23 protein-coding genes and 1 riboswitch are annotated in these 19,998 nt (G+C 44.6%); of the genes, 19 read left to right on the top strand and 4 right to left on the bottom strand.

Annotated elements, in window-relative coordinates; translation table 11 throughout:
• Positions 1-327 precede the first annotated feature (327 nt).
• Positions 328-1,605, bottom strand: a complete 1,278-nt coding sequence (locus ACFQPF_RS16030; protein WP_379750786.1) for a purine/pyrimidine permease — start codon at positions 1,603-1,605, stop codon at positions 328-330.
• Between the two features lie 186 nt (positions 1,606-1,791).
• Here ACFQPF_RS16030 and ACFQPF_RS16025 point away from each other — a divergent pair, with 186 nt between their 5' ends.
• The 3 genes from ACFQPF_RS16025 (at position 1,792) to ACFQPF_RS16015 (ending at position 2,799) form a co-directional block, all read left to right on the top strand.
• On the top strand, positions 1,792-2,133 hold the full coding sequence (locus ACFQPF_RS16025; RefSeq protein WP_379750784.1) for a hypothetical protein: 342 nt from the start codon (positions 1,792-1,794) through the stop codon (positions 2,131-2,133).
• Positions 2,134-2,323: 190 nt separating this feature from the next.
• Positions 2,324-2,569 carry a hypothetical protein gene (locus tag ACFQPF_RS16020; protein ID WP_379750782.1) on the top strand — a complete coding sequence of 82 codons (246 nt, stop codon included), beginning with the start codon at positions 2,324-2,326 and terminating at the stop codon, positions 2,567-2,569.
• 5 nt (positions 2,570-2,574) lie between these two features.
• On the top strand, positions 2,575-2,799 hold the full coding sequence (locus tag ACFQPF_RS16015) for a flagellar biosynthesis anti-sigma factor FlgM (protein ID WP_379750780.1): 225 nt from the start codon (positions 2,575-2,577) through the stop codon (positions 2,797-2,799).
• 34 nt (positions 2,800-2,833) lie between these two features.
• Here ACFQPF_RS16015 and ACFQPF_RS16010 read toward each other — a convergent pair whose 3' ends face one another.
• The gene (locus ACFQPF_RS16010) at positions 2,834-3,244 is read right to left on the bottom strand and encodes a phage holin family protein (protein WP_379750778.1); all 411 of its coding nucleotides are present in this window, start codon (positions 3,242-3,244) and stop codon (positions 2,834-2,836) included.
• A gap of 158 nt (positions 3,245-3,402) precedes the next feature.
• Between ACFQPF_RS16010 and ACFQPF_RS16005 the strand changes: the two genes are divergently transcribed.
• From ACFQPF_RS16005 to ACFQPF_RS15975, 7 genes are all read left to right on the top strand, one after another.
• Positions 3,403-3,678, top strand: a complete 276-nt coding sequence (locus tag ACFQPF_RS16005) for a hypothetical protein (RefSeq protein WP_379750776.1) — start codon at positions 3,403-3,405, stop codon at positions 3,676-3,678.
• Positions 3,679-3,910: 232 nt separating this feature from the next.
• Entirely contained in the window at positions 3,911-5,020 is a 1,110-nt protein-coding gene (locus ACFQPF_RS16000; RefSeq protein WP_379750774.1) for a GGDEF domain-containing protein, read from the top strand.
• 186 nt (positions 5,021-5,206) lie between these two features.
• Positions 5,207-6,235 (top strand): YkvI family membrane protein, encoded by a 1,029-nt coding sequence (locus tag ACFQPF_RS15995; protein WP_379750772.1) that lies wholly within the window; start codon positions 5,207-5,209, stop codon positions 6,233-6,235.
• 21 nt (positions 6,236-6,256) lie between these two features.
• Positions 6,257-6,580, top strand: coding sequence for a phosphoribosyl-ATP pyrophosphohydrolase (locus ACFQPF_RS15990; protein ID WP_379750770.1), 324 nt, complete (start codon positions 6,257-6,259; stop codon positions 6,578-6,580).
• Positions 6,581-6,710: 130 nt separating this feature from the next.
• Positions 6,711-9,062: an FdhF/YdeP family oxidoreductase gene (locus tag ACFQPF_RS15985; RefSeq protein ID WP_379750935.1), complete on the top strand. Its 2,352-nt coding sequence runs from the start codon at positions 6,711-6,713 to the stop codon at positions 9,060-9,062.
• Entirely contained in the window at positions 9,059-9,856 is a 798-nt protein-coding gene (fdhD, locus tag ACFQPF_RS15980) for a formate dehydrogenase accessory sulfurtransferase FdhD (RefSeq protein ID WP_379750768.1), read from the top strand. Before ACFQPF_RS15985 ends, fdhD begins: the two co-directional genes overlap by 4 nt.
• Positions 9,857-10,253: 397 nt before the next feature.
• Positions 10,254-11,567, top strand: coding sequence for an APC family permease (locus ACFQPF_RS15975; protein ID WP_379750933.1), 1,314 nt, complete (start codon positions 10,254-10,256; stop codon positions 11,565-11,567).
• A 107-nt stretch (positions 11,568-11,674) separates the two neighbouring features.
• On the opposite strand, the gene ACFQPF_RS15970 is transcribed toward ACFQPF_RS15975, so the two are convergent.
• Together ACFQPF_RS15970 and ACFQPF_RS15965 are read right to left on the bottom strand one after the other, a co-directional pair.
• Positions 11,675-12,652 (bottom strand): YecA family protein, encoded by a 978-nt coding sequence (locus ACFQPF_RS15970; RefSeq protein ID WP_379750766.1) that lies wholly within the window; start codon positions 12,650-12,652, stop codon positions 11,675-11,677.
• A gap of 191 nt (positions 12,653-12,843) precedes the next feature.
• Positions 12,844-13,077, bottom strand: coding sequence for an IDEAL domain-containing protein (locus ACFQPF_RS15965; RefSeq protein WP_379750764.1), 234 nt, complete (start codon positions 13,075-13,077; stop codon positions 12,844-12,846).
• Positions 13,078-13,456: 379 nt separating this feature from the next.
• Positions 13,457-13,566: riboswitch (TPP riboswitch) on the top strand.
• Positions 13,567-13,745: 179 nt separating this feature from the next.
• Here ACFQPF_RS15965 and thiD point away from each other — a divergent pair.
• The 9 genes from thiD (at position 13,746) to ACFQPF_RS15920 (ending at position 19,985) form a co-directional block, all read left to right on the top strand.
• Positions 13,746-14,564 carry a bifunctional hydroxymethylpyrimidine kinase/phosphomethylpyrimidine kinase gene (thiD, locus tag ACFQPF_RS15960; protein WP_379750762.1) on the top strand — a complete coding sequence of 273 codons (819 nt, stop codon included), beginning with the start codon at positions 13,746-13,748 and terminating at the stop codon, positions 14,562-14,564.
• Entirely contained in the window at positions 14,551-15,375 is an 825-nt protein-coding gene (thiM, locus tag ACFQPF_RS15955) for a hydroxyethylthiazole kinase (RefSeq protein WP_379750760.1), read from the top strand. Before thiD ends, thiM begins: the two co-directional genes overlap by 14 nt.
• On the top strand, positions 15,372-16,037 hold the full coding sequence (thiE, locus tag ACFQPF_RS15950; protein WP_379750758.1) for a thiamine phosphate synthase: 666 nt from the start codon (positions 15,372-15,374) through the stop codon (positions 16,035-16,037). The genes thiM and thiE overlap by 4 nt, the downstream gene beginning before the upstream one ends.
• Positions 16,016-16,519, top strand: coding sequence for an energy coupling factor transporter S component ThiW (thiW, locus tag ACFQPF_RS15945; RefSeq protein ID WP_379750756.1), 504 nt, complete (start codon positions 16,016-16,018; stop codon positions 16,517-16,519). The genes thiE and thiW overlap by 22 nt, the downstream gene beginning before the upstream one ends.
• Positions 16,520-16,576: 57 nt before the next feature.
• A complete protein-coding gene (locus ACFQPF_RS15940; RefSeq protein WP_379750754.1) occupies positions 16,577-16,810 on the top strand; it encodes a hypothetical protein in 234 nt (77 codons plus the stop codon).
• Positions 16,811-17,095: 285 nt separating this feature from the next.
• A complete protein-coding gene (locus ACFQPF_RS15935) occupies positions 17,096-17,737 on the top strand; it encodes a winged helix-turn-helix domain-containing protein (protein ID WP_379750752.1) in 642 nt (213 codons plus the stop codon).
• Positions 17,688-17,921: a hypothetical protein gene (locus ACFQPF_RS15930; RefSeq protein ID WP_379750750.1), complete on the top strand. Its 234-nt coding sequence runs from the start codon at positions 17,688-17,690 to the stop codon at positions 17,919-17,921. Before ACFQPF_RS15935 ends, ACFQPF_RS15930 begins: the two co-directional genes overlap by 50 nt.
• A 26-nt stretch (positions 17,922-17,947) precedes the next feature.
• A complete protein-coding gene (gene clpP, locus ACFQPF_RS15925) occupies positions 17,948-18,529 on the top strand; it encodes an ATP-dependent Clp endopeptidase proteolytic subunit ClpP (RefSeq protein WP_379750748.1) in 582 nt (193 codons plus the stop codon).
• 235 nt (positions 18,530-18,764) lie between these two features.
• Positions 18,765-19,985, top strand: a complete 1,221-nt coding sequence (locus ACFQPF_RS15920) for an MFS transporter (protein WP_379750746.1) — start codon at positions 18,765-18,767, stop codon at positions 19,983-19,985.
• Positions 19,986-19,998: the final 13 nt, after the last annotated feature.

Below are 19,998 nucleotides of genomic sequence, written 5' to 3'. Positions count from 1 at the left end.
ATGTAAAAATGATTACGATTGCTTAACAAAAATTAGTCTGATAGTCCCGTTTACTAGCAAAATTAAGGGAAATGTGTCTGGTTGTTTATCATTTGTTGTCAGGCATTGTTACTATGTAGGATCTTTTTTCTTGTAATGACTGTAAAAGTCCGATTTTTCTATAGGTTTAACCATAACTTGTAAAGGGTAAATTATATTTTTTATATACCTTATGCTTTTATCATTCCAAAAGATGGAGATGAAAGAATACAGAGGCGGAACTATTTAACTAACAAAATACAAAATAGAAAACAGCACTCAAGATTTTTATTCTAGAGTGCTGCAAGTTTATTTTTCTTTAGCCAGTGTGGCTTGTTCAAGAAGGATGCACGTCATCATTCCGAGCACGAGTCCGTTGGAAAGCAAAGTGACAAGGATACTCGGCAATCCAGACAGTGCAGCTGGAGGGAGGAACTGAGCGCCAATGCCAATCATAAGGGATGTCGCGATAATAAATAATTTATTTTCTATATGAAGGAACGGTCTATATTCCTTGAGAGCCAGCGCAATCATACTGGAAAAAGGCAAAAAAATAGTAGCATAGCCGACTGGAGCAGGAATACCTGCAAAGAAATACGTGACTTTCGGAAAGAAGCTGACGGTGATTACGAAAACGTTTCCGATGATAAAAGGAAGCTTGCTGAAAATTCTTGTTGTCAGCATAAAGCCTGCAGAACCTGAAATTGGAACAGGAGCAATTGCAGACAGCATGCCTGCTATCCATGTGCTGATGCCCATGAAGAAACTGGCACGGTTGTAATTCACTTTCTTGTAGTGTTCATTAGCCGATTGAAAGGCTCGTTCTGTCACACTGATGCTTGCAACCATGTTTGTGAGAAGAAGAAATCCTATAAATAGGGAGGTGACCGTAATGCCGCCTGTAACATGCGGTATGCCCCAATCGAACAGCTTTGGAAGCTGAAACCATGTGGATGTGTCCGCCGTTTCTTTGTTCAAATCCAAAAGCGTAAAAAGACCCCATCCAAACATCAGGCTGATCAAGATCGAATAGCTTCTCATCCATTTGATTTTTGATTTTCCTAAAATAATAGAAAAAATAAGAACCGTTATGGCTGCTGCAGCCACCTTGCCGTCTACTTGATCGTTCAGGTAACCGATTCCAAGTATTCCTTTTTTAAACGATCCGCTTAGCTGTGAAACGAGAAGAATTAGGTATGTGCCTGTAACGAGAGGGGTAAACCAAGTGCGCAGCTTTTCAATCCATTTAAAAAGAGCAAGAACAATGAATAACGCGCCGCTAATGAACATCCCCATCATTAATTCCTGAAGCGCGCCATCAAACGTTAGTGTACCCCCTGCAGCGATTCCTGCGTATACGGTAAAGACACCCCACCATAGTCCGGCGGGACCTTCTAATACAGGAAGTTTGTGGCCAAACAGTACCTGCAAAATGCCCGATAACCCAATAATGAGAAAGCACCGCTGCAGCAGCTGAGCCGTTTCGCTTTGCGAAAGGTTAAACGCATCGCCTACAGCGATTGGAGCCACCAGGCTTCCTGCTAAGATAAACACCATCCACTGGATGGAGGATAATGAAAGTTTCATATATGCACCCGCCGCTTCTGAATGTCATTTAGTGGCTGCCCTGCATGAACCTTCCTGCAGGGCAGCCAGTCATTAATATAGTATAAAACGAACAGCCTATATATTGATAGTTATGAAGGATTTTTAGGTTTTCTCAGCAGAGAAAAAAGGAATAGGACAATAACGAAGCAAGAAGGAGGAAGATGAATGGACAATCGAGCCGTCTATTATGTGTCGACAAAGGGAGATATTCAGCCTATAAGGCCGGACGAACAGCTTCACTATTTTGAAATATTGGTGAATGATAAAGAAAAATATGAGCTAGAACACCTGTTTCTGCGACTGCATGAACAAAACAAACAGGAAGGAATCGACATTTTTTCGCCATCTAGACATTTTAATGAAGAGTACGGTGACGCTGACCGCCGTGAAGACAATGAACTGATGTTCGAATTGTATCGAATGATTTATTTACTAGGGACTGCTGAAACGAAGAAAGATCTTGAAGACATGAGGGTGCTTCCTAATTTATATGAAAGCAAGCGTTAGGACATTGTTATAAAGGGTGCTGCAGCGCATACAATGTATCGTTAATGAGAATTTTCAAAAAATATAAAAAGATACCGACAGATTCTGAAATGAGCTAGCGAAAAGATATAACACGATTAGCGTAGCTTTGTTACCACCCATTGAATGGTTTGCCTTTTTCCTAACATACATAGCAAAGGACGAAACTGACATGAACAAGCGTACGCCTGAAGAGATAGCGCAGTGGATGGAAGATCATTTACCGGACTTTAAAAATTTTACCCCGTACTTATTTAAGCAAGCTTGGATTCATCTGTTTTGTGAGTCAAGCAGCGGTGAAGATTGTGAGATCAAGATGAACGGGAACACGGAACAGATTTTCTGGAGAGCGCTCAATAATTTGGATCGCGAGGAAGAATGGTACACGATTGATTCCTTGCCTTCCCTTATGAGGTGAGAATAATGCGCATCATGCATAATGGAGATAGTGAAAAATATGAAATCGAACGGGTAAAAAAGCCTGAAATTCTGCCTGGCATTCATCAAGAAGAGAAGTCAGCGGAAACATTAAAGCCGATGGATAGAAGCTCTAAAATCAATGAACTGAAAAAGCGCGTCCAGTCGGGTACGTATACTATCAGTCCCGAAAGAATCGCGCAAAGTGTATCTTCGTACTATCTTTCCTAATCATACATGGGTTATGACCCGAATACGTAAAGGTTTATTTAGTGCCGCCGTTTTTACCTTTAAGCAGCTCTATAGCTTTCACTATGACGTCAGGAATGGGCACATGTAACCTTCCTGCATTCTCTAGAATGGACAGAAGTTCATTTCCGAGATAAAAGAAAATGACAGCCTCCACCATAAACGGCATGCGAAGAATTCCACCTGTAACGTGTGCCCCTGCCACAATGGCCATAATTGCTGCCTTACTAAATATTCCTTTAAACCCTTCCTTACTGCTTAGCTTGCCTTCAATCAACGCTGCAGCCAATCCTGTGATATAATCCAATACCATAAAAAACATAAGAACATAGAAAAGATCACCCATGTTTCCGCCGTTTATAGAAAAAATTGTTCCTGCTCCAGTCGATGTACCGATAAAAAGGAATGCGGGTGTTTTTTTCATCATTTTTCACCTCCTTTCTGCAAAATGAGGATGTCGAATTAACAAGTTTTAACTACTTTATTGCAGATTGATTAAATGTTTTGAAATATCAAAAAACTTCGTGTCATGCTTCAAACTTTCTGCTACAATGAAACAAATCCGGAAAGGGAGGAAGAGTTAGAATGGATAGAATAACCCTTGGTTTACCTCCGCATTGCCATAAAGTTTCTTTTGACGGAAAAGTGTTCAAGATCAGAGGAATCGATAACCGGAAGTGGGTCGTCCCATTATCCGGAACCGAAAGCGCAGAAGTCGATTTCCTAAACGATGAAACAGGAAAATTGAACATTTTAGGTCATGATAAGATACTTGCATCGATGGAAATGCCCATCCGGTTCTGCGAAGTAGGAAAAGGCTGGCTTCTTGCCAAGCTGCCCAAAAAGAGAAAAAATAAATAAAGGGACTGAAAAGGATGCAGGAAGCTGTGTCCTTTTTTTACGTTAAGAACAACTAAGGCTGACTTAAAGTCATGGCGTCAGCCAAGTTTTCTAATCGCTTTATGAAGAAATAGGAAGCAAATGAAAAAAAGTAACCGCAGTTGTCGAAAAAGTGAAAAAATGTAGAAGGAATTAAGATCTAGTAGTGTTATAATATGGAAGGTTATAAGTTTGTCCTCTCGGAGGGGAAGTAATGAAGGCGAAGTCTATGCTCGAACAAGGCAGTTCTCAGTGGAACAAAAAAATGCTGAGAGTGTTTTGGTATGTTGTATTATTTTCTTTTGTAATTGCATGTGTGAACAGCTTTTTGACTGAACGGCCATTCAAAGAGTTTTTTGTTGATTATATTTTTATCCCTACATTACTTACGGCCAGTGTAGTAGGAGCAACTCAAGCGTTAAGCCGCTGGCTGTCAGACTATATGGACTATATCATGATCGTTTCTGCAAGTTTAATCGCCGTCATCTTAATCAGCGTGCATTCAGGCATGCCAGTCATCTTCTCTTGTTTATTTTTTCCGCTGCTTATCTCTACTACCTACTTTGAAAAGCGAAAAGTATGGTTTTCATTTGCAGTAAGCGTATCTTTTTATGGTGCACTAACTGTTTTTTCACCTGAAAGAAATGATTGGATGGAGCGCGTATCTATGATCGCTGTCCTCTTTTTCTCTACGATTGTATGCTTGAGTATTATGAGGCGGGGACATGAAATCGGGGAGCATTTAAAGAAAGCAAGAGCTGACCATCTTGAGCTGATGGTAAAGTCCACCCTTATGGAAAAACAGGTGAAAACCGATGCTCTCACAGGGCTGTACAATCATATGGCGTTTTACGAATATATCAATGTATTAATTCACCAAGCGGAAACGTACCATTTTCCGCTGCATCTTGCCATTCTTGATATTGACAACTTTAAAAAAATTAATGATTCTTACGGCCACGCTTCTGGCGACCAAGTATTAAAGCGAGTAGCTGAATGTTTGCGCTCCAATTTAAGAGCAGATGATTTTTCAGCGCGTTATGGCGGCGAAGAGTTTGTCGTGATCTTAAATGGTTCTGACAGCGAAGAAGCTTATTTAACAATGGAGCGCATTCGTAAAGACATGGCCAGCCTTAAGCATCCTGAATTGAAATATAAGCATGTAACAGTCAGCATTGGCCTTGAGACCTATAAGCCGGGCATGCATAAGCAATCATTGTTCGACGGCGCTGATACAAACCTGTATACGGCAAAAAACAGCGGAAAGAACAAAACGGTTTCCTCTTGTGCACTATCAAAGCAAAGAATTGCAGAAGTAAAGTAAAAGGAACAATAGATAACACTGCCGGGAAGGTATCATTTGGATACCGACCCGGCAGTTTTTTTCTCTTAAACAACGTGCTGTTCGTTTATTAACATTCCAGCTTGCTGTTGAATGGGGAAAAAACAATGGGACATGTTTTAACAAATGCTGCATACATATGAAAGAAGACATTTGCGGAGGTTTAGAATGAGGCAGATGAAACAAGTGCTTCAAATTGCAGCGACGTATATCGGAACAGTTGTTGGAGCGGGTTTTGCTACAGGCAGAGAAATCGTCGAGTTTTTTACGTCATATGGCTCAGCGGGTTTTGCCGGCATACTAATAAGCGGGCTGCTTTTTATGGTTCTCGGCACAAAGATCATGCTGCTGTCACGGCGAATCCAGGCAGCATCATTTCAAGACCTTAATGTTTATTTGTTTGGAGTGAAAGCAGGGCGTGCAGTGAATGGCTTGATGGCCGTTATGCTCTTTGGCGTTACAGCAGTCATGCTATCAGGCAGCGGCGCTCTCTTTTCTGAACAGCTGAAACTGCCGTTTGCTGCTGGTGTCATCGTGTCCATTGTATTAACCATCATCGTGTATCAGCGGGGGATGAGCGGTCTTCTTTGGACGAATTCATTTGTCGTACCCATCATGATTGGATTTTCTATGCTGCTGTCACTCAACATTTTGCTGGATAAAGCGTGGCCGGATGTCTTCCGTCCCGATGACTTCTCAATGCAATGGAAATGGGGGATTAGCGCATTCGCCTATGCCTCCTTTAATCTTTCTCTCGCACAGGCCGTACTTGTTCCACTGAGCAGGGAAGCGGCTAGTGAGAAGGTGATCAAGTGGGGTGGAATAATGGGGGGAGCTGGCCTTACCTTCATTCTATTAAACAGCCATTTTGCACTGTATGCGATGCCGGACGTGTTAAACCGTGAAATCCCGGTCGCTGAGCTTGTTGGACAGCTTGGAGCAGCCGTTCATCTTATCTTTGTCGCCGTCGTGTTTGGCGAAATATTTACTACATTAATTGGAAACTTGTATGGGCTTTGCGGGGAATTGAACAGACAAGCAAGAGGAAAATCGAATATGGTCATGCTAGCTATCCTCTTAGGCTGCGCCTTGTTAAGCCAGTTGGGCTATTCATCGCTTCTTCATTACTTATATCCTGCATATGGCATTGTAGCGCTCGTATTTCTAGTGAAATTATGGAGTGCTAAAATAGATTGATAGGTAAAGGATGTGTCATTCGTGGCTGTATTTAATAAATTGGTGCGAGATAAAATTCCAGAACTAATCGAGCAGGCAGGCAAGAAAGGGACGTTCCGCATCTTAGGCGTTGAAGAATTCAAAAAAGAGCTCATGAAAAAAGTAGCAGAGGAAGCGAAGGAATTTCAGGGAGACAGTGAGCTCGAGGATACGGCTTATGCCATCGCTGAAATTTTGGAAACGCTCTATACTCTTGCGGATTGCTATCAAATTTCACAAGAAGACTTGGATGAAAAAAGAAAAATGAGAAGTAACAGCAGAGGATCATTTGCTCAGCGGCTGTTTTTAATGGAACTAGACGATTAGTTGATGATTGATCATCAGTTTGCTAAAATTTTATATAGACAAAGTCACGTTTGCGAACAGTTCTGCCTGTACGTTACGTGGCTTTTTTTGTTACCGAAAAGTAAACGCTTTCAGAGTAGGGGTGGAAATGATGGGGAAAACAAAACACAGCGGTCCTGTTTCACTGCCTAAATGGCCAGACCCTAAATTATGGGTCAGTCTTGTCCCGTTTGGTGCTGACAAACAAAAGCCGCGCCACATTATCGATACAGTGAAGGCAGCGTGGGACAACCGAGATAATTTAAGCTATGCCGCGCGAATTCTTACACAAGGTGTGTGCGATGGCTGTGCTCTTGGAGTATCAGGATTATTTGACCAAACGTTAAAAGGGCCTCATTTATGCACAACAAGGTTAAATGTCCTCAGGCTCAATACGATGCCAGCGATCAAGCAAGAGGTATTGCACAGTGATATACAAGAGCTGCAAGCATTACATTCATCAGAGCTGCGTAAGCTTGGACGCATTCCTTACCCGGTCATCCGAAGAAAGGGAGAGCGCCGTTTTAGACGAATCACCTGGGACGAGGCATTAAATTATACAGCGGATAAAATGAGAAAGCTCAATCCAAAGCAGTTTGGTTTTTATTTAACAGCGAGAGGCATCACGAATGAATCCTATTACGCCGCCGCGAAGGCAGCTCGTTATATAGGAACAAATAACATTGATAATGCATCAAGGATCTGCCATTCGCCGTCCAAAACAGCACTCAAGCGGTCGCTGGGCATCGCGGCATCCAGCTGCAATTACAAAGATTGGATTGGGACAGATGTTCTGCTGTTCTTTGGTTCTGTCGTCGCCAACAATCAGCCAGTCTCGACAAAATACATGTACGCCGCCAAGCGTAAAGGAACGAAAATTATTGTCATCAATCCATATCATGAGCCTTCGATGGACCGGTATTGGGTGCCTTCTATTCCGGATTCTGCTCTTTTCGGAACGGTTCTGGCCGATGATGTTTACCAAGTGAACATTGGCGGTGATATTGCATTTATGAATGGCATTATGAAGCACTGGTTTGAAATGGAGAGAGTGGAACGGGGAACGGCAATCGACCATGAATTCGTGCAGAAGCATGCAGCGGGATACGAAGAATTAAAACAGCACGTGAGAAGATATGAGTGGGAGGTTCTTGAAGAATCTTCCGGGATCACAAAGGAACGGATGAGAGAATTAGCGGGCTTGCTCGCCCGCTCAAAATCAGCTGTATTTGTCTGGTCGATGGGGCTCACACAGCACCGGTTTGGAACAGACAACATCTCTCAGGTCGCCAATCTTGCGTTGCTTCGCGGGTTTATAGGCCGGCAGCATTGCGGTGTTATGCCGATTCGAGGCCATTCTGGCGTTCAAGGCGCGGGCGAGATGGGAGCCGACCCGTTCAGCTTGCCAGGCGGAGGTTTCGATGAGAAAAACGTAAAGCGTGTGGAGAAGATTTGGAACTTTTCTGTGCCAAAATGGCAGGGTGACATTGTCGGTGTCAGTCTCGAGAACGCTCTGCTGCCGGACACACATGAACGAAGAATGAAGCTGTACTATATGTCCGGGGGGAATTTTTTAGAGACGATGCCAGACCCCGAGTTCGTCAAAACCTGCCTCGAGGCGATGGATGTGAGGGTGCATCAGGATATCATTCTGAACACATCAACCTTGTTAGATGCACGTGAAGCGGTTATTGTGCTTCCGGCGATGACACGCTACGAGCAGCCAGGCGGAGGAACGTCCACTTCTACTGAGCGCATGGTTTATTATTCTCCTGAAATTGAAGGGCCGAGAATGGAAGAAGCGAGAGCAGAGTGGGAGATTTATGCTGATTTGGCAGCAAGGTTTCGTCCAGATCATAAGGAGCGCATTATATGGAAAGATGCGGCCTCCATAAGGGCGGAAATTGCAGCGGCAGCCCCTGATTATGAAGGCATTCAGCATTTGAAAAAACGCGGTGATGTCTTTCAGTGGGGAGGCGCCTGGCTGTGTGAAGGCGGGGTATGTCCGACGGATGATGGGAAAGGGAGGCTCATAGCAATCGAGATTCCTGAACGGAGAAAAGCGGAAGGGCACTTTTATGTGACGAGCCGCCGCGGTAAGCAGTTCAATTCAATGGTATACAGTGAAACAGATCCGTTCAACGGAGGAAGAAGGGACGATGTGTTCATCCGTCAAACTAATGCAGAAGCACTTGGCCTTCGCGAGGGCGATGCCGTTGTGGTCTATAACCGTAATGGGCTGTTCCATGGAAAAGTAAAATACGAAAACATGAAGGACCATAATATTGCGCTGTTCTGGCCGGAAGGGAACATGCTATTTTCAAAAGGTGTGTATGAATCGTTCGCCGGCATACCTGAATATAACGCCGGTGTTATCGTGGAACGTGCCGAAACCTTTCACTCACAAAAAGATATTCGATATGCAGAAAAGCGACTGGAGGAAATGGAGATCGATGCAGGATGAGCGGAGTGGAGAAACGCACTATATGGAAATTCACACCCGGTAATAAGACGGCAGAAGCAGTGGAGGATGCTGTCGCCGTTGAACAAGCCTTTACGGTTATCGTAAACGGCGAAGAAACGGGCACCATCGTATGCACGCCGAGCCATATAGAAGAACTGGCAGCAGGGTTTATGGCAGGTGAAGGCATAATACGGAAATACTCGGATATCACTCAGCTAGAGGTCGATCACAGTACAGGGTTTGTGTATGTGAAGCTTCAAGAGGGAATGAAAGTGGACAAAGATCAGATGTCCAAACGGTTTATCGGATCGTGCTGTGGAAAAGGAAGACAATTTTATTTTAAAAGCGACATGATGACCTCAAAGACAGCTATAAAGGGTGCCTCGTTTTCCATCGAGAACTGCCTGAAACGAATGGAAGAGCTTCAGAATGCCTCCTCAGTTTTTCACGCTACAGGAGGTGTTCATAATGCTGGGATCGCGGATTCAGACAGACTAATCGTGATACGCAGTGATATAGGCCGTCATAATGCGCTTGATAAGCTTTACGGCAACTGGCTGATGAACCCTTACAGTCTCCGTGACAAGATGATCGTTTTCAGCGGGAGGCTTTCTTCAGAGGTCATTTTTAAGGCATCTAAAATGGGTGTCGGATTAATTGTTTCCAAATCAGCGCCTACCAACCTGGCTCTTGAAGCGGCAGATGAGTTAGGCATCACAGCTGTAGGATTTGTAAGGAATAACATGTGCAACGTTTACACACATCCAGATCGTATTCGAGAATTTATAGGATAAGGTAAAGGTCAAGGTGACAAAATGATCGTTTATACAAGAGAAGAAGAGGACGCAGCTAATGCGTCCTCTTATTTTTTTAATATAGGTAAAGTATCTCTTTTGCAAGAAGCGTACTTGACGTGGCAAAAAGTTGCCGCGAATAGAATAAGGTCAACTTTGGCTGAGGTAAAGTCATGGCGTCAGCTGCGCTTACCTTAGCACGTAAGAAAGCATAACGTTATATCTGCGGTCCGTATCAGCTTAGTCAACAGTTTTCATTCTTTCATTTCGCACACACTAAAAAAGTGAATGTTCCGTCTATTTCCTATTCTAGTGACAGACTACGAGCACTGTGTTAAGTTTGTGGAAACAAATGTCCTTTCCGTGAGGACATCTTATGACAGGGAGTGGACATCAAGTGAACGCAGAAGGAGAAAAACAGTTAAAAAAAGAGATCGGATTAACGGTTGCCATGTCAATCGTAATTGGAACGGTTATTGGGTCCGGTATTTTCATGAAGCCTGGAAGAGTGCTCGAGTTTGCGGGTGATTCTTCTATGGCTCTGCTTGCATGGGTGCTGGGGGGCGTTATTACCATTGCCGGCGGCCTGACGATAGCCGAGGTAGCTACACAGATCCCTAAAACAGGAGGACTGTATGTCTACATGGAGGAGGTATACGGAAAAGTCTGGGGATTCTTGAGCGGATGGGTTCAAACCGTTATTTACGGTCCGGCAGTGATAGGAGCTCTCGGCCTTTATTTTGGGTCATTAACGGCCAACCTTTTTTCTTGGGATAAAAAGCTGGGACCAATGATTGGCATCCTGACAGTTATCTTTCTTGCCATCATTAATAGTCTTGGCACGAAGTATGGAGGGTTCGTACAGAATGTGGCCACTGTAGGCAAGATGATTCCGATCACACTTATTGCCGTGTTCGGAATTTGGAAAGGCAACGAGCAGATTTTATCTGTATCGAGCGGCGCTGCCGTTGAGATCAGTATGGGTGCTGCCATTCTTGCTACACTTTGGGCGTATGATGGGTGGCTGATGGTCGGGTTTGTTGCCGGAGAAATGAAGAATCCGGCGAAGATTTTGCCTAAAGCGATTATTGGAGGCATACTCATCGTCACGGCTGCTTATGTTCTAGTCAACATCGCTCTGCTTCACGTCCTTCCAGCTGGCGAAATTGTGGCACTTGGAGAAAACTCTGCAGCAGCGGCTGCAACCGTGCTGTTCGGGCCTATTGGCGGGAAGCTGATTGCTGTTGGAATCGCCGTGTCTATATTTGGTTGCTTAAACGGCAAGATCCTGACATTCCCAAGAGTGCCATTCGCGATGGCGGAGCGCAATCAGCTGCCTTTCGCCAAGACGTTTTCAAATGTGAGTGAAAAGTATGGAACACCTATACCTGCATTAGTTATGCAAGTAGTGCTTGCTGTCATCATGATGCTTTTAGCAGATCCTGATTATTTATCTGAAATGGCGATATTTGCGGTCTATATTTTCTATATTTTTGCGTTCTATGCTGTTTTCTTGCTGCGCAGACGCAATAAAGGTGCAAAAAGGCCATACAGTGTGCCGCTATATCCTATCGTTCCTATCTTTGCGATCATCGGTTCTGGGTATATTGTTGCTGCAACTATTCTTGATAATCCTTTTGATAGTCTGACAGCCATCCTCGTTACGGCAGCCGGCATGCCATTGTATCTGTATATAAACAAGAAAGCATAGAGAAAACTGGCTGGCGCCAAGCCTCCTTGGACTTTGCAAAAAAAATAATGCCTTTTAAATATGAAAGAAAGCCAGCTATAGAATGTTCATTCATAGCTGGCTTTTCTTTATGCCGTAACGGCAGACAAAACGCTTTTCATTTCACGGTAGCGTGAGGAAAGGCTACCTGGTGATACACTGTATTTCTTAGCGACAGCCGCTTGGGTGGCTGATATACCGAGAATGTCTTTCGTAATGTAGTAGTCTAACGCTGCTGAAAAGACTTCTTCCTTTCGGATGATGGGATTAGCTTCATGCATGAATTGTGTCCAAAGGCGAGCCGCATGCTTGTATACATCCGGTTCCGCATACTGTTTAACAAGCAGGAGAACAGGAGATAACGAGTCTTCTGCGGTAACCAAGTTGGATTCACTTTTTTCTGCATTATCACCTAAGGCGATTTGGAGAACCGCTGGAAACTTGTAGCGGAATGTATCTGTCACATCACCTTGGCCAGTAAGAGTAAGAATTTTCTCTTTTAGCATCGGCAGTTCATTTTCCGGAATCTCTACATAACCGATATAAAATTCAAAGGTTGATCCGTTATTCACAAGTGTACCTAGCAAGAGCGCACCTTGAGATGGCTTTTGAGGTGAACTGATATGTACGGTGAATCCTTTTTCTGTAAATGCATCTTTAACAAGAAGGTGGGCATCTGTTTCGTATCCTTCAATCGTATACAAGGATGGTGCAGCATGACTCCAGCTTTTTGCAATATCAGCCGTCTCCGGGCTCATGGATGGCAGCTTTTGTTCGAAATAAAGCTCTGTAATCGTCTTGCCGTCCTGAAGAGGTGTACAAAAGACATCCCAGCATACAGAAATATTGGCAAAGGTTTGTTCATGTTCTTTCTCAACGGGGTATTGCGCTACAAATTTCGTCGTCCTTTCAGCGAGTACAGGCTGATAATGGTCCAAGGCATATTTAATAAGCCCTTCGTGATGACCTTTCATCTCCAGGACAATTTCTTCCGCGTGCAGACAGCATTTTTTAAACTTTTTTCCGCTGCCGCAAAAACATACATCGTTTCTTCCTAATTTTTGCATTGTATCCTCCAGTAAAACAGGTAACTAACTAAACTCTCACCTATACTAGCATATCTCGGGTTTTTTTCAAGTTCGTATGAAGTATTCAACCTATTTGAGGGGGGATGGGCGGGCAGAGGAGGGAAAGATTTCTGCGCACAAAACAACACCCATGATTGGCCAGAAGGCAAAATCAGGGGTGCCGGCTATATTCAGCCTAGAAACTTCTTATATTCTGCAGTCAGCTTCATGAACAGATCGCGGTCACGTTTCTCTAAAGCTTCGTCAATTCGTTTCTCGTAATAGGATTTGTAATAACCGTGAAGTGATTCATCAAGGACCATTTGAGCAATTAGGCTGAACGCGAATGGATCAGCTTTCTTTTGCAGCTTATACTTGACCAGTTCATTCTTGTTCTGATGGTTAAAGGACGTATTGTCTTTCATGCTCTTTCCCTCCTTGAATTTTTCTCCTATCCAGCTTCTCTTGTGTCTGTGAAATAGGTTTCTACTAGTATACTGACCAAAGTTGCACCTGACAACCATTTTATTAGAAAATTCAGATAAATTTTCTAAAATGGTATAATGTGCGGATGTTTTCACCACCTTTTGGATATTATTTTCTGTATTATTATTCAGCTAATGGTTGCTTTGTGCTTGTTCGATGTGAATGGTTATGAATGAAGGACTTATGTTGTTACTCCATACTTCCCCCATTTTTGGGCGTGTTAAACACCGTGATGCACATGAGCAGCTATTCATCATAGCCCTTTCTTTTGTTGACAGCCTGATGGATGGATTGTACGATATGACTGACAGAAGAATACAATTCCGCTAGGGGAGCTTTTCGTAAAAAGCTGAGAAAGAAATGTGATTTCTTGACCCTTTGAACCTGATCCAGATCATGCTGGCGTAGGGAAGCGGTGTGGACCGTTATTTTTATGCTTATTTCTGCATTTCTGGGCCACCCGCTGCAATCTTAGCGGGTGGCTTTTTTTGTACTCTAGGGAAGGATAACTTTTTCACAGTGAAGGAAATTGACGCAGTCAAAAAGTTAGTGAACAAAGGCAAGGTCTACTTTGGCTTAGGCAGTGTACGAAAAAGGAGGCAGAAAAATGCGGTTAAAAGTGAACAAAGCATTAACGATTGCTGGGTCTGACAGCGGCGGTGGTGCCGGAATTCAAAGCGATTTAAAAACATTTCAAGAGCTGAGCGTGTATGGCATGAGTGTGATTACGGCAGTTACGGCTCAAAATACGTTAGGTGTTCATGGAGTTTATCCGGTTCCCCTTGAAGGGATAGAGGCACAGCTAGATGCCATTGGGCATGATTTGCAGCCTGGCGCAGTGAAGACAGGCATGCTGTTCAGCAAAGAGATCATTGAAGCTGCAGCAACAGCTGTTCAAGAATTCGGCTGGATCAATGTAGTGGTCGATCCTGTCATGGTAGCCAAAGACGGCACTGTTTTATTGGAGAATAACGCCATTCAAGCGATGAAAGAGCACCTGCTTCCTCTTGCTAAAATAGTGACACCGAACCGGATGGAAGCAGAGGTGCTGATAGGGAACACTGTTACATCTCCTGAGGACCGGAGACAGGCAGCAGTGATGCTTTGGGAGATGGGTGCTGAAATTGTTGTGATGAAAGGCGGGCATGATGAGAATGATGATATGTCCAATGACCTTGTCTATAACGGGAGTGAGTTTTATGAACTTAAAGGAAGAAGAGTGGCAACGAAAAACACGCACGGGACAGGCTGTACATTCTCAGCCTGTGTTACAGCTGAGCTTGCTATCGGAAAAACCCCGAAAGAAGCCCTCTTAACGGCAAAACAGTTTATTCAGGCAGCTATCGAATACGGAATTGAAGCCGGAAGCGGCCATGGACCGACCAATCATTGGGCGTACAGGAGGCTGTCTCATGAATCAAGATAATAGCGTGCTTGATGAAATTAGGACGAAGAAGCCGCTTATCCATCACATAACAAATAACGTGACGATGATGTTGCTTGCTAACGGTGTCCTAGCAGCAGGCGGAAGCCCGATGATGGTGCATGCGGAGGAAGAAGTCGCTGAAGCGGTTGCGGCTGCCCAGTCCCTCGTCATCAACATAGGAACACTAACCCCTTCTGCAGCAAGATCAATGACGGAAGCATTAATGCTCGCTGTCCAAAAAGGTGTGCCAATTGTCATTGATCCGGTCGCTGTTGGAATGACCAAGCTGCGCCAAAATACGCTGAACGATCTTCTCTCCGCAAGTGAAGGTGCGATGAGGACTCTTTGTGGAAACGCTGCTGAAATCCACTTTCTCGCAGAAAAGGAATGGAAGGGCCGTGGTGTGGATGGCGAAATGAATGTTCGCCACTTAACAAATGTTGCGGAAAAGGCCGCTCAGCAAACGGGCTGCTTGATTGTTATGACTGGTGTGAAGGACATCATTTCAAATGGCAAAAAAACCATCATCATAAAATCAGGTCATGAATTGATGGCTAAAATGACAGGAACAGGGTGTTTCGCTTCCTCACTCACCGCCCTTTTTCTTGCCAACTCTCTTACCGCTAAACTATGTCCTGTTCAAAAGGCAGCACGTGCCATGCTGATGCTCGGCATGTGTGCCGAAAAAGCGGCACAAACCAGTGAGGGGTCCGGTACGTTTGCTGTCCGATTGCTGGATGAACTTTGCCTGTTAAACGGAAACGATCTGGAGAAGCGTTATGATGAGTGCGTCATGGAGAGAGTGATATGAAACTGTCAAACTATCTGCAGCTGTATTTCATTGCCGGAGCGGAAAACTGTCATAATAATCAATCCATCGAACAAGTTGTCAGCGGCGCTCTAAGAGGGGGCGCAACATTATTTCAATTCCGTGAAAAGGGGGACACGGCACTGGGAGATCAGGAAAAGCTTCAATGTGCGATGAGACTGAAAGTGCTTTGTCGTGCCTATTCTGTTCCGTTGATCATCAATGATGATGCAGAGCTAATGGTAGCTTGCGGAGCAGATGGTTTGCACATCGGACAAGACGATGGGGATATAGCGGAAATTAGGAGCTTAATCGGAAATGAAAAAATTCTAGGTGTATCCGTTCACTCGCTGAACGAAGCTGTCACCGCCGTGAAAGCTGGTGCGGATTATTTAGGCATCGGACCTATCTATCCAACGTCTTCAAAAAGAGATGCCAAAAGTGTTTTGGGGACAGGTGTAGTAGAGCAAATCAGAAAACGGTTTACTTCTGTTCCGATTGTTGGAGTTGGCGGGATTCGTGCTGAGAACGCCAAGAAAGTGATCGCTGCGGGTGCGGATGGAGTGGGCGTCATATCAGCGATCTCCGGTTCCTGCAGCCCTTATACGGCAGCGAGCAATTTGTGGAAAGAGGTGACCGATGCATGCGCAGCATACAAAAGCTGACAGCAGCAGCGATGCTTAGTGCCATAGCGGTTATAAGCTCACATGTTCTTTTTATACCGTTCGGACCTGCCAAAGCATTTCCTGTCCAGCATCTTGTGAACGTAATCGCTGCTGTCTGGCTTGGACCTCTTCCTGCTGTTGGCTCGGCACTGCTCACGTCTGTGCTGCGCAACTTGCTTGGAATAGGAACAGTGCTTGCCTTTCCAGGCAGCCTGTTTGGGGCATTGCTGGCAGGCCTTTTATATCGCAGATGGAAGAAGCCAGCTGCAGCGGCGGCTGGGGAATGGATAGGCACAAGTGGTATTGGGGCATTGGCAGCAGTTCCTGTCGCAGAATTCTTTTTAGGAGTAAAATCAGGAGCGTTTTATTTTGTGCTTCCGTTTTTTCTCAGTTCGTTATGCGGAGGCTTGATTGGCCTCTTGCTGCTAAAGTTTTTGCCTCATGCAAAAGTGATGCATCAAGATAAGAATAAAGCTGGATAAGCACGAATGCATGAAGTTCTCCGTAAACTGCTAAGACCTGGCAGAGGAGAGATGATTATGAAAAAACGTCCAAAACCATGGGTGTACTTCGAAATGCTGCTTATCATGGCAGGTTTGCTGCTTGCGATTTACAATGGCCAGCATTGGGGAAGCCCTGCTGTATTGTTTTCCATCTTTGTAGGAGTGTTTTCGTTCAGGACGCTGGAAAGGTACGTGTTCAAACAAAAAACAGAATTCTGGTTCAACCTGTTTATGAGCCTTCTTTTCCTCGTCCTGGCCATCTTTGGCTGAAAGCCGGTGACTGATGTCGCCGGTTTTTTTTTGCACTTAGGACCATGACTGACTTCAGCTGAAGTTTCTTTTTTGTTTAGATGGCTGTTATTTTGGAATGAAGAACAATAGCACATGAGATCATTCTAGAAATACATATAATAATTGCGGCTGCAGCAGCGTTCATTAACGTACCGTACCCCAAGCAGAACTGAATCAAAAAAAATAGGGTATTTTTTGACAAGGAAGAGCCTATCATAATAATATATTTGTACGTAAAGAATAATTTTTATGTGAGGTGATGAGGTGAAGCCGAAAATCATTAAAGAGACGTTTCTTGTCACAGAGCCCGAGCAGGCCGCTGCTATGCTGCATCCTGTGCGTTCAGCGCTGATCAGCTTGCTGAAAGAACCCGCGTCTGCAACTGAACTGGCGAAAGAGATGAACGAATCACCGCAGAAGCTGAATTATCATTTGAAGGCGCTTGAGAAAGTTGGACTCGTTTATCGAGCGGGTACGAGAAATGTCCGAAATCTTGTGGAGGTCCTGTATCAGGTTGCCGGTAAATCCTTTGTTCTCTCCGACTCCCTTGGCATGCCTCAGGAAACTATACAGAAATTGAAAGACCAGTCCGCGCTCGCTCATGTGCTGGCCTTTACAGAAAAAATCAAGTCTGATACAGCTGCTCTTATGGAACAAGCGGATGAAGAAGAAGTGCCAACAGCGATAATGGAAGCAGTCATTCAGCTGAGCAGCAAACAGCAGCGCAATCAGTTTATGAAAGAGTACAGCGAACTGCTGAAAAAGCTTATTCAGCATTATCAGGCTAGAGAAAACGAGCAGTCTGTACCGTATCAAGTATCCATAGCCGTCTATCCAAGACCTAAAGGAGGCCGCAATGATGAATCATTCAATAAAAGAGGAAAAGAAGATCGTTTGGGAGAATAACGAGAAAAGGGAAGACAATAATGTGGTGGCTTTTCCGTCAAGGGAAAGCACTGGCAGTCAGGATGAAGCGTTCCGTACACATATTGAAATTTCATCACCGGGCGTAAAGCCTGCCGAAATTATTTATATTACATCCGGTTTTGGCCAGATTACGGAAAATAAACTGCAGGCTAAAGCTGCATAACATCCATTTGAAGGAGGAAAAGAATCATGAATTTAATACCAATGGTTGTAGAATCAACAAACCGAGGTGAGCGGTCGTATGACATTTATTCCAGGCTCTTAAAAGACAGAATTATTATGCTCGGCAGTCCGATCGATGATAATGTAGCCAACTCGATCGTGGCACAGCTTCTATTTCTTGCAGCCGATGACCCGGAGAAGGATATTTCCCTTTACATCAACTCTCCAGGCGGTTCTGTTACAGCAGGGCTAGCGATTTATGACACCATTCAATATATAAAGCCAGACGTATCCACCATTTGCATCGGCATGGCGGCATCGATGGGAGCCGTGCTTCTAGTTGCCGGTGCTAAGGGGAAGAGATATGCGCTTCCTAACGCAGAAGTGATGATTCATCAGCCTCTCGGCGGTACACAAGGGCAGGCTTCTGATATGGCGATACATGCTAAACGCATTTTACAGACAAGAGAGCTGCTGAACAGCATTATTTCCGAACGATCCGGCCAGCCGCTCGATAAAGTAGCGAAAGACGTGGACCGTGATTATTTCATGTCAGCACAGCAGGCGCTTGATTATGGCATCGTGGATAAAGTTATCGAAAAAATATAGAGGGAAATTTAGCATGTAAGGAAGAGGAAATCTCGTGATTTGGAGATTTCCTCTATTTTTGTGGTGGTATGATGGGGTCCGGTACCACTCATGTACCTATTAGACACGACTTGGTATAGAACAAAATGGTACCGTACCCCCAGCACTATGCCGCACAAGCATTATGTTTCCAACTTTCCCCTGTTTTGTTGTATGCTGTGGTCAACACACTACAGAAGTGAAAGAAGGCATTAACATGGGTACAGCTTCTTTTAAAAGTCAGGATTACCGCACACCTGCAACGATTTACCCCATTCTTTTTGCGATCAGCTTCGTCCATTTGCTCAACGATTCGATGCAGGCTGTCATTCCTGCGATCTTTCCTATTTTGCAAGAGTCTATGAAGCTTTCGTTCACGCAGCTAGGATGGATTGCGTTTACGCTGAATATGACATCCTCTGTGATGCAGCCTCTAGTAGGCTGGTATACTGATAAGTCTACAAGTTCGTATATCCTTCCGCTCGGAATGGGAGCGAGCTTGCTGGGGATGATCGGCATCGCTTATTCTACGTCGTTCGAGATGATCATCTTGTCGGTCATTGGAATCGGACTTGGATCAGCCGTTTTTCACCCGGAAGGTTCGCGAGTTGCTTACATGGCGGCAGGCGGCAGGAGAGGCCTTGCGCAGTCGATCTATCAAGTGGGCGGCAACACGGGCAGCTCGCTCGCCCCGATCATGACCGCTCTTATTTTTGTTCCGTTCGGTCAGCATGGTGCGATCTGGTTTACCTCACTTGCAGCAATAGCTATCTTTGTGCTGATGTATGTATCAAGCTGGTACAGCCAGCAGCTGTTGAGTATTCAGAAGCCGGCAGGGCAAAATAAGCCTGCTGCTGCCGTTTCCTCTGTTAAGAAAAAAGTGGCGTTTGCGATCGGCATCATCATCTTTCTCGTTTTCGCCCGTTCTTTTTATTTTTCAGGCATCAGCAACTTTTATCAGTTTTACTTGATTGACGGTTATGGCCTTTCCATCACGCAGGCTCAAGTCTATTTATTCGTCTATATGGCTGCAGGTGTTCTCGGTACGTTTGCGGGGGGACCGATCGCAGACAGAATTGGAAGAAAGAATCTTATCTTTTGGTCTATAACCGGCACAGCACCGCTCGCGCTTTTTTTGCCGCATGCTAACCTGTGGATCATTTTCCCGCTGCTGTTTCTCATCGGATTCATTATTAACACAAGCTTTGCCGTTACGGTCGTTTATGCACAAGAACTGCTGCCGGGCAGAATCGGCATGGTATCGGGCCTCATCGTTGGGCTCGCGTTTGGCATGGGGGCGCTAGGTTCGGTTGTGCTTGGCAAAATATCAGACATCACCAGCATCTCTGCTATGATGCAGCTTGTCAGTTTTCTGCCGCTATTTGGCCTGTTCACACTGTTCCTTCCGAACGAAAGAACGCTTCGAACGGAAACATAAAAACACGCGGAAG

Source organism: Fictibacillus iocasae (assembly GCF_042665465.1).
Classification (GTDB): domain Bacteria; phylum Bacillota; class Bacilli; order Bacillales; family Fictibacillaceae; genus Fictibacillus; species Fictibacillus iocasae.
The sequence above is the reverse complement of the archived record's forward strand: the minus strand, read 5'-3'. Positions and strand labels throughout refer to the sequence as shown.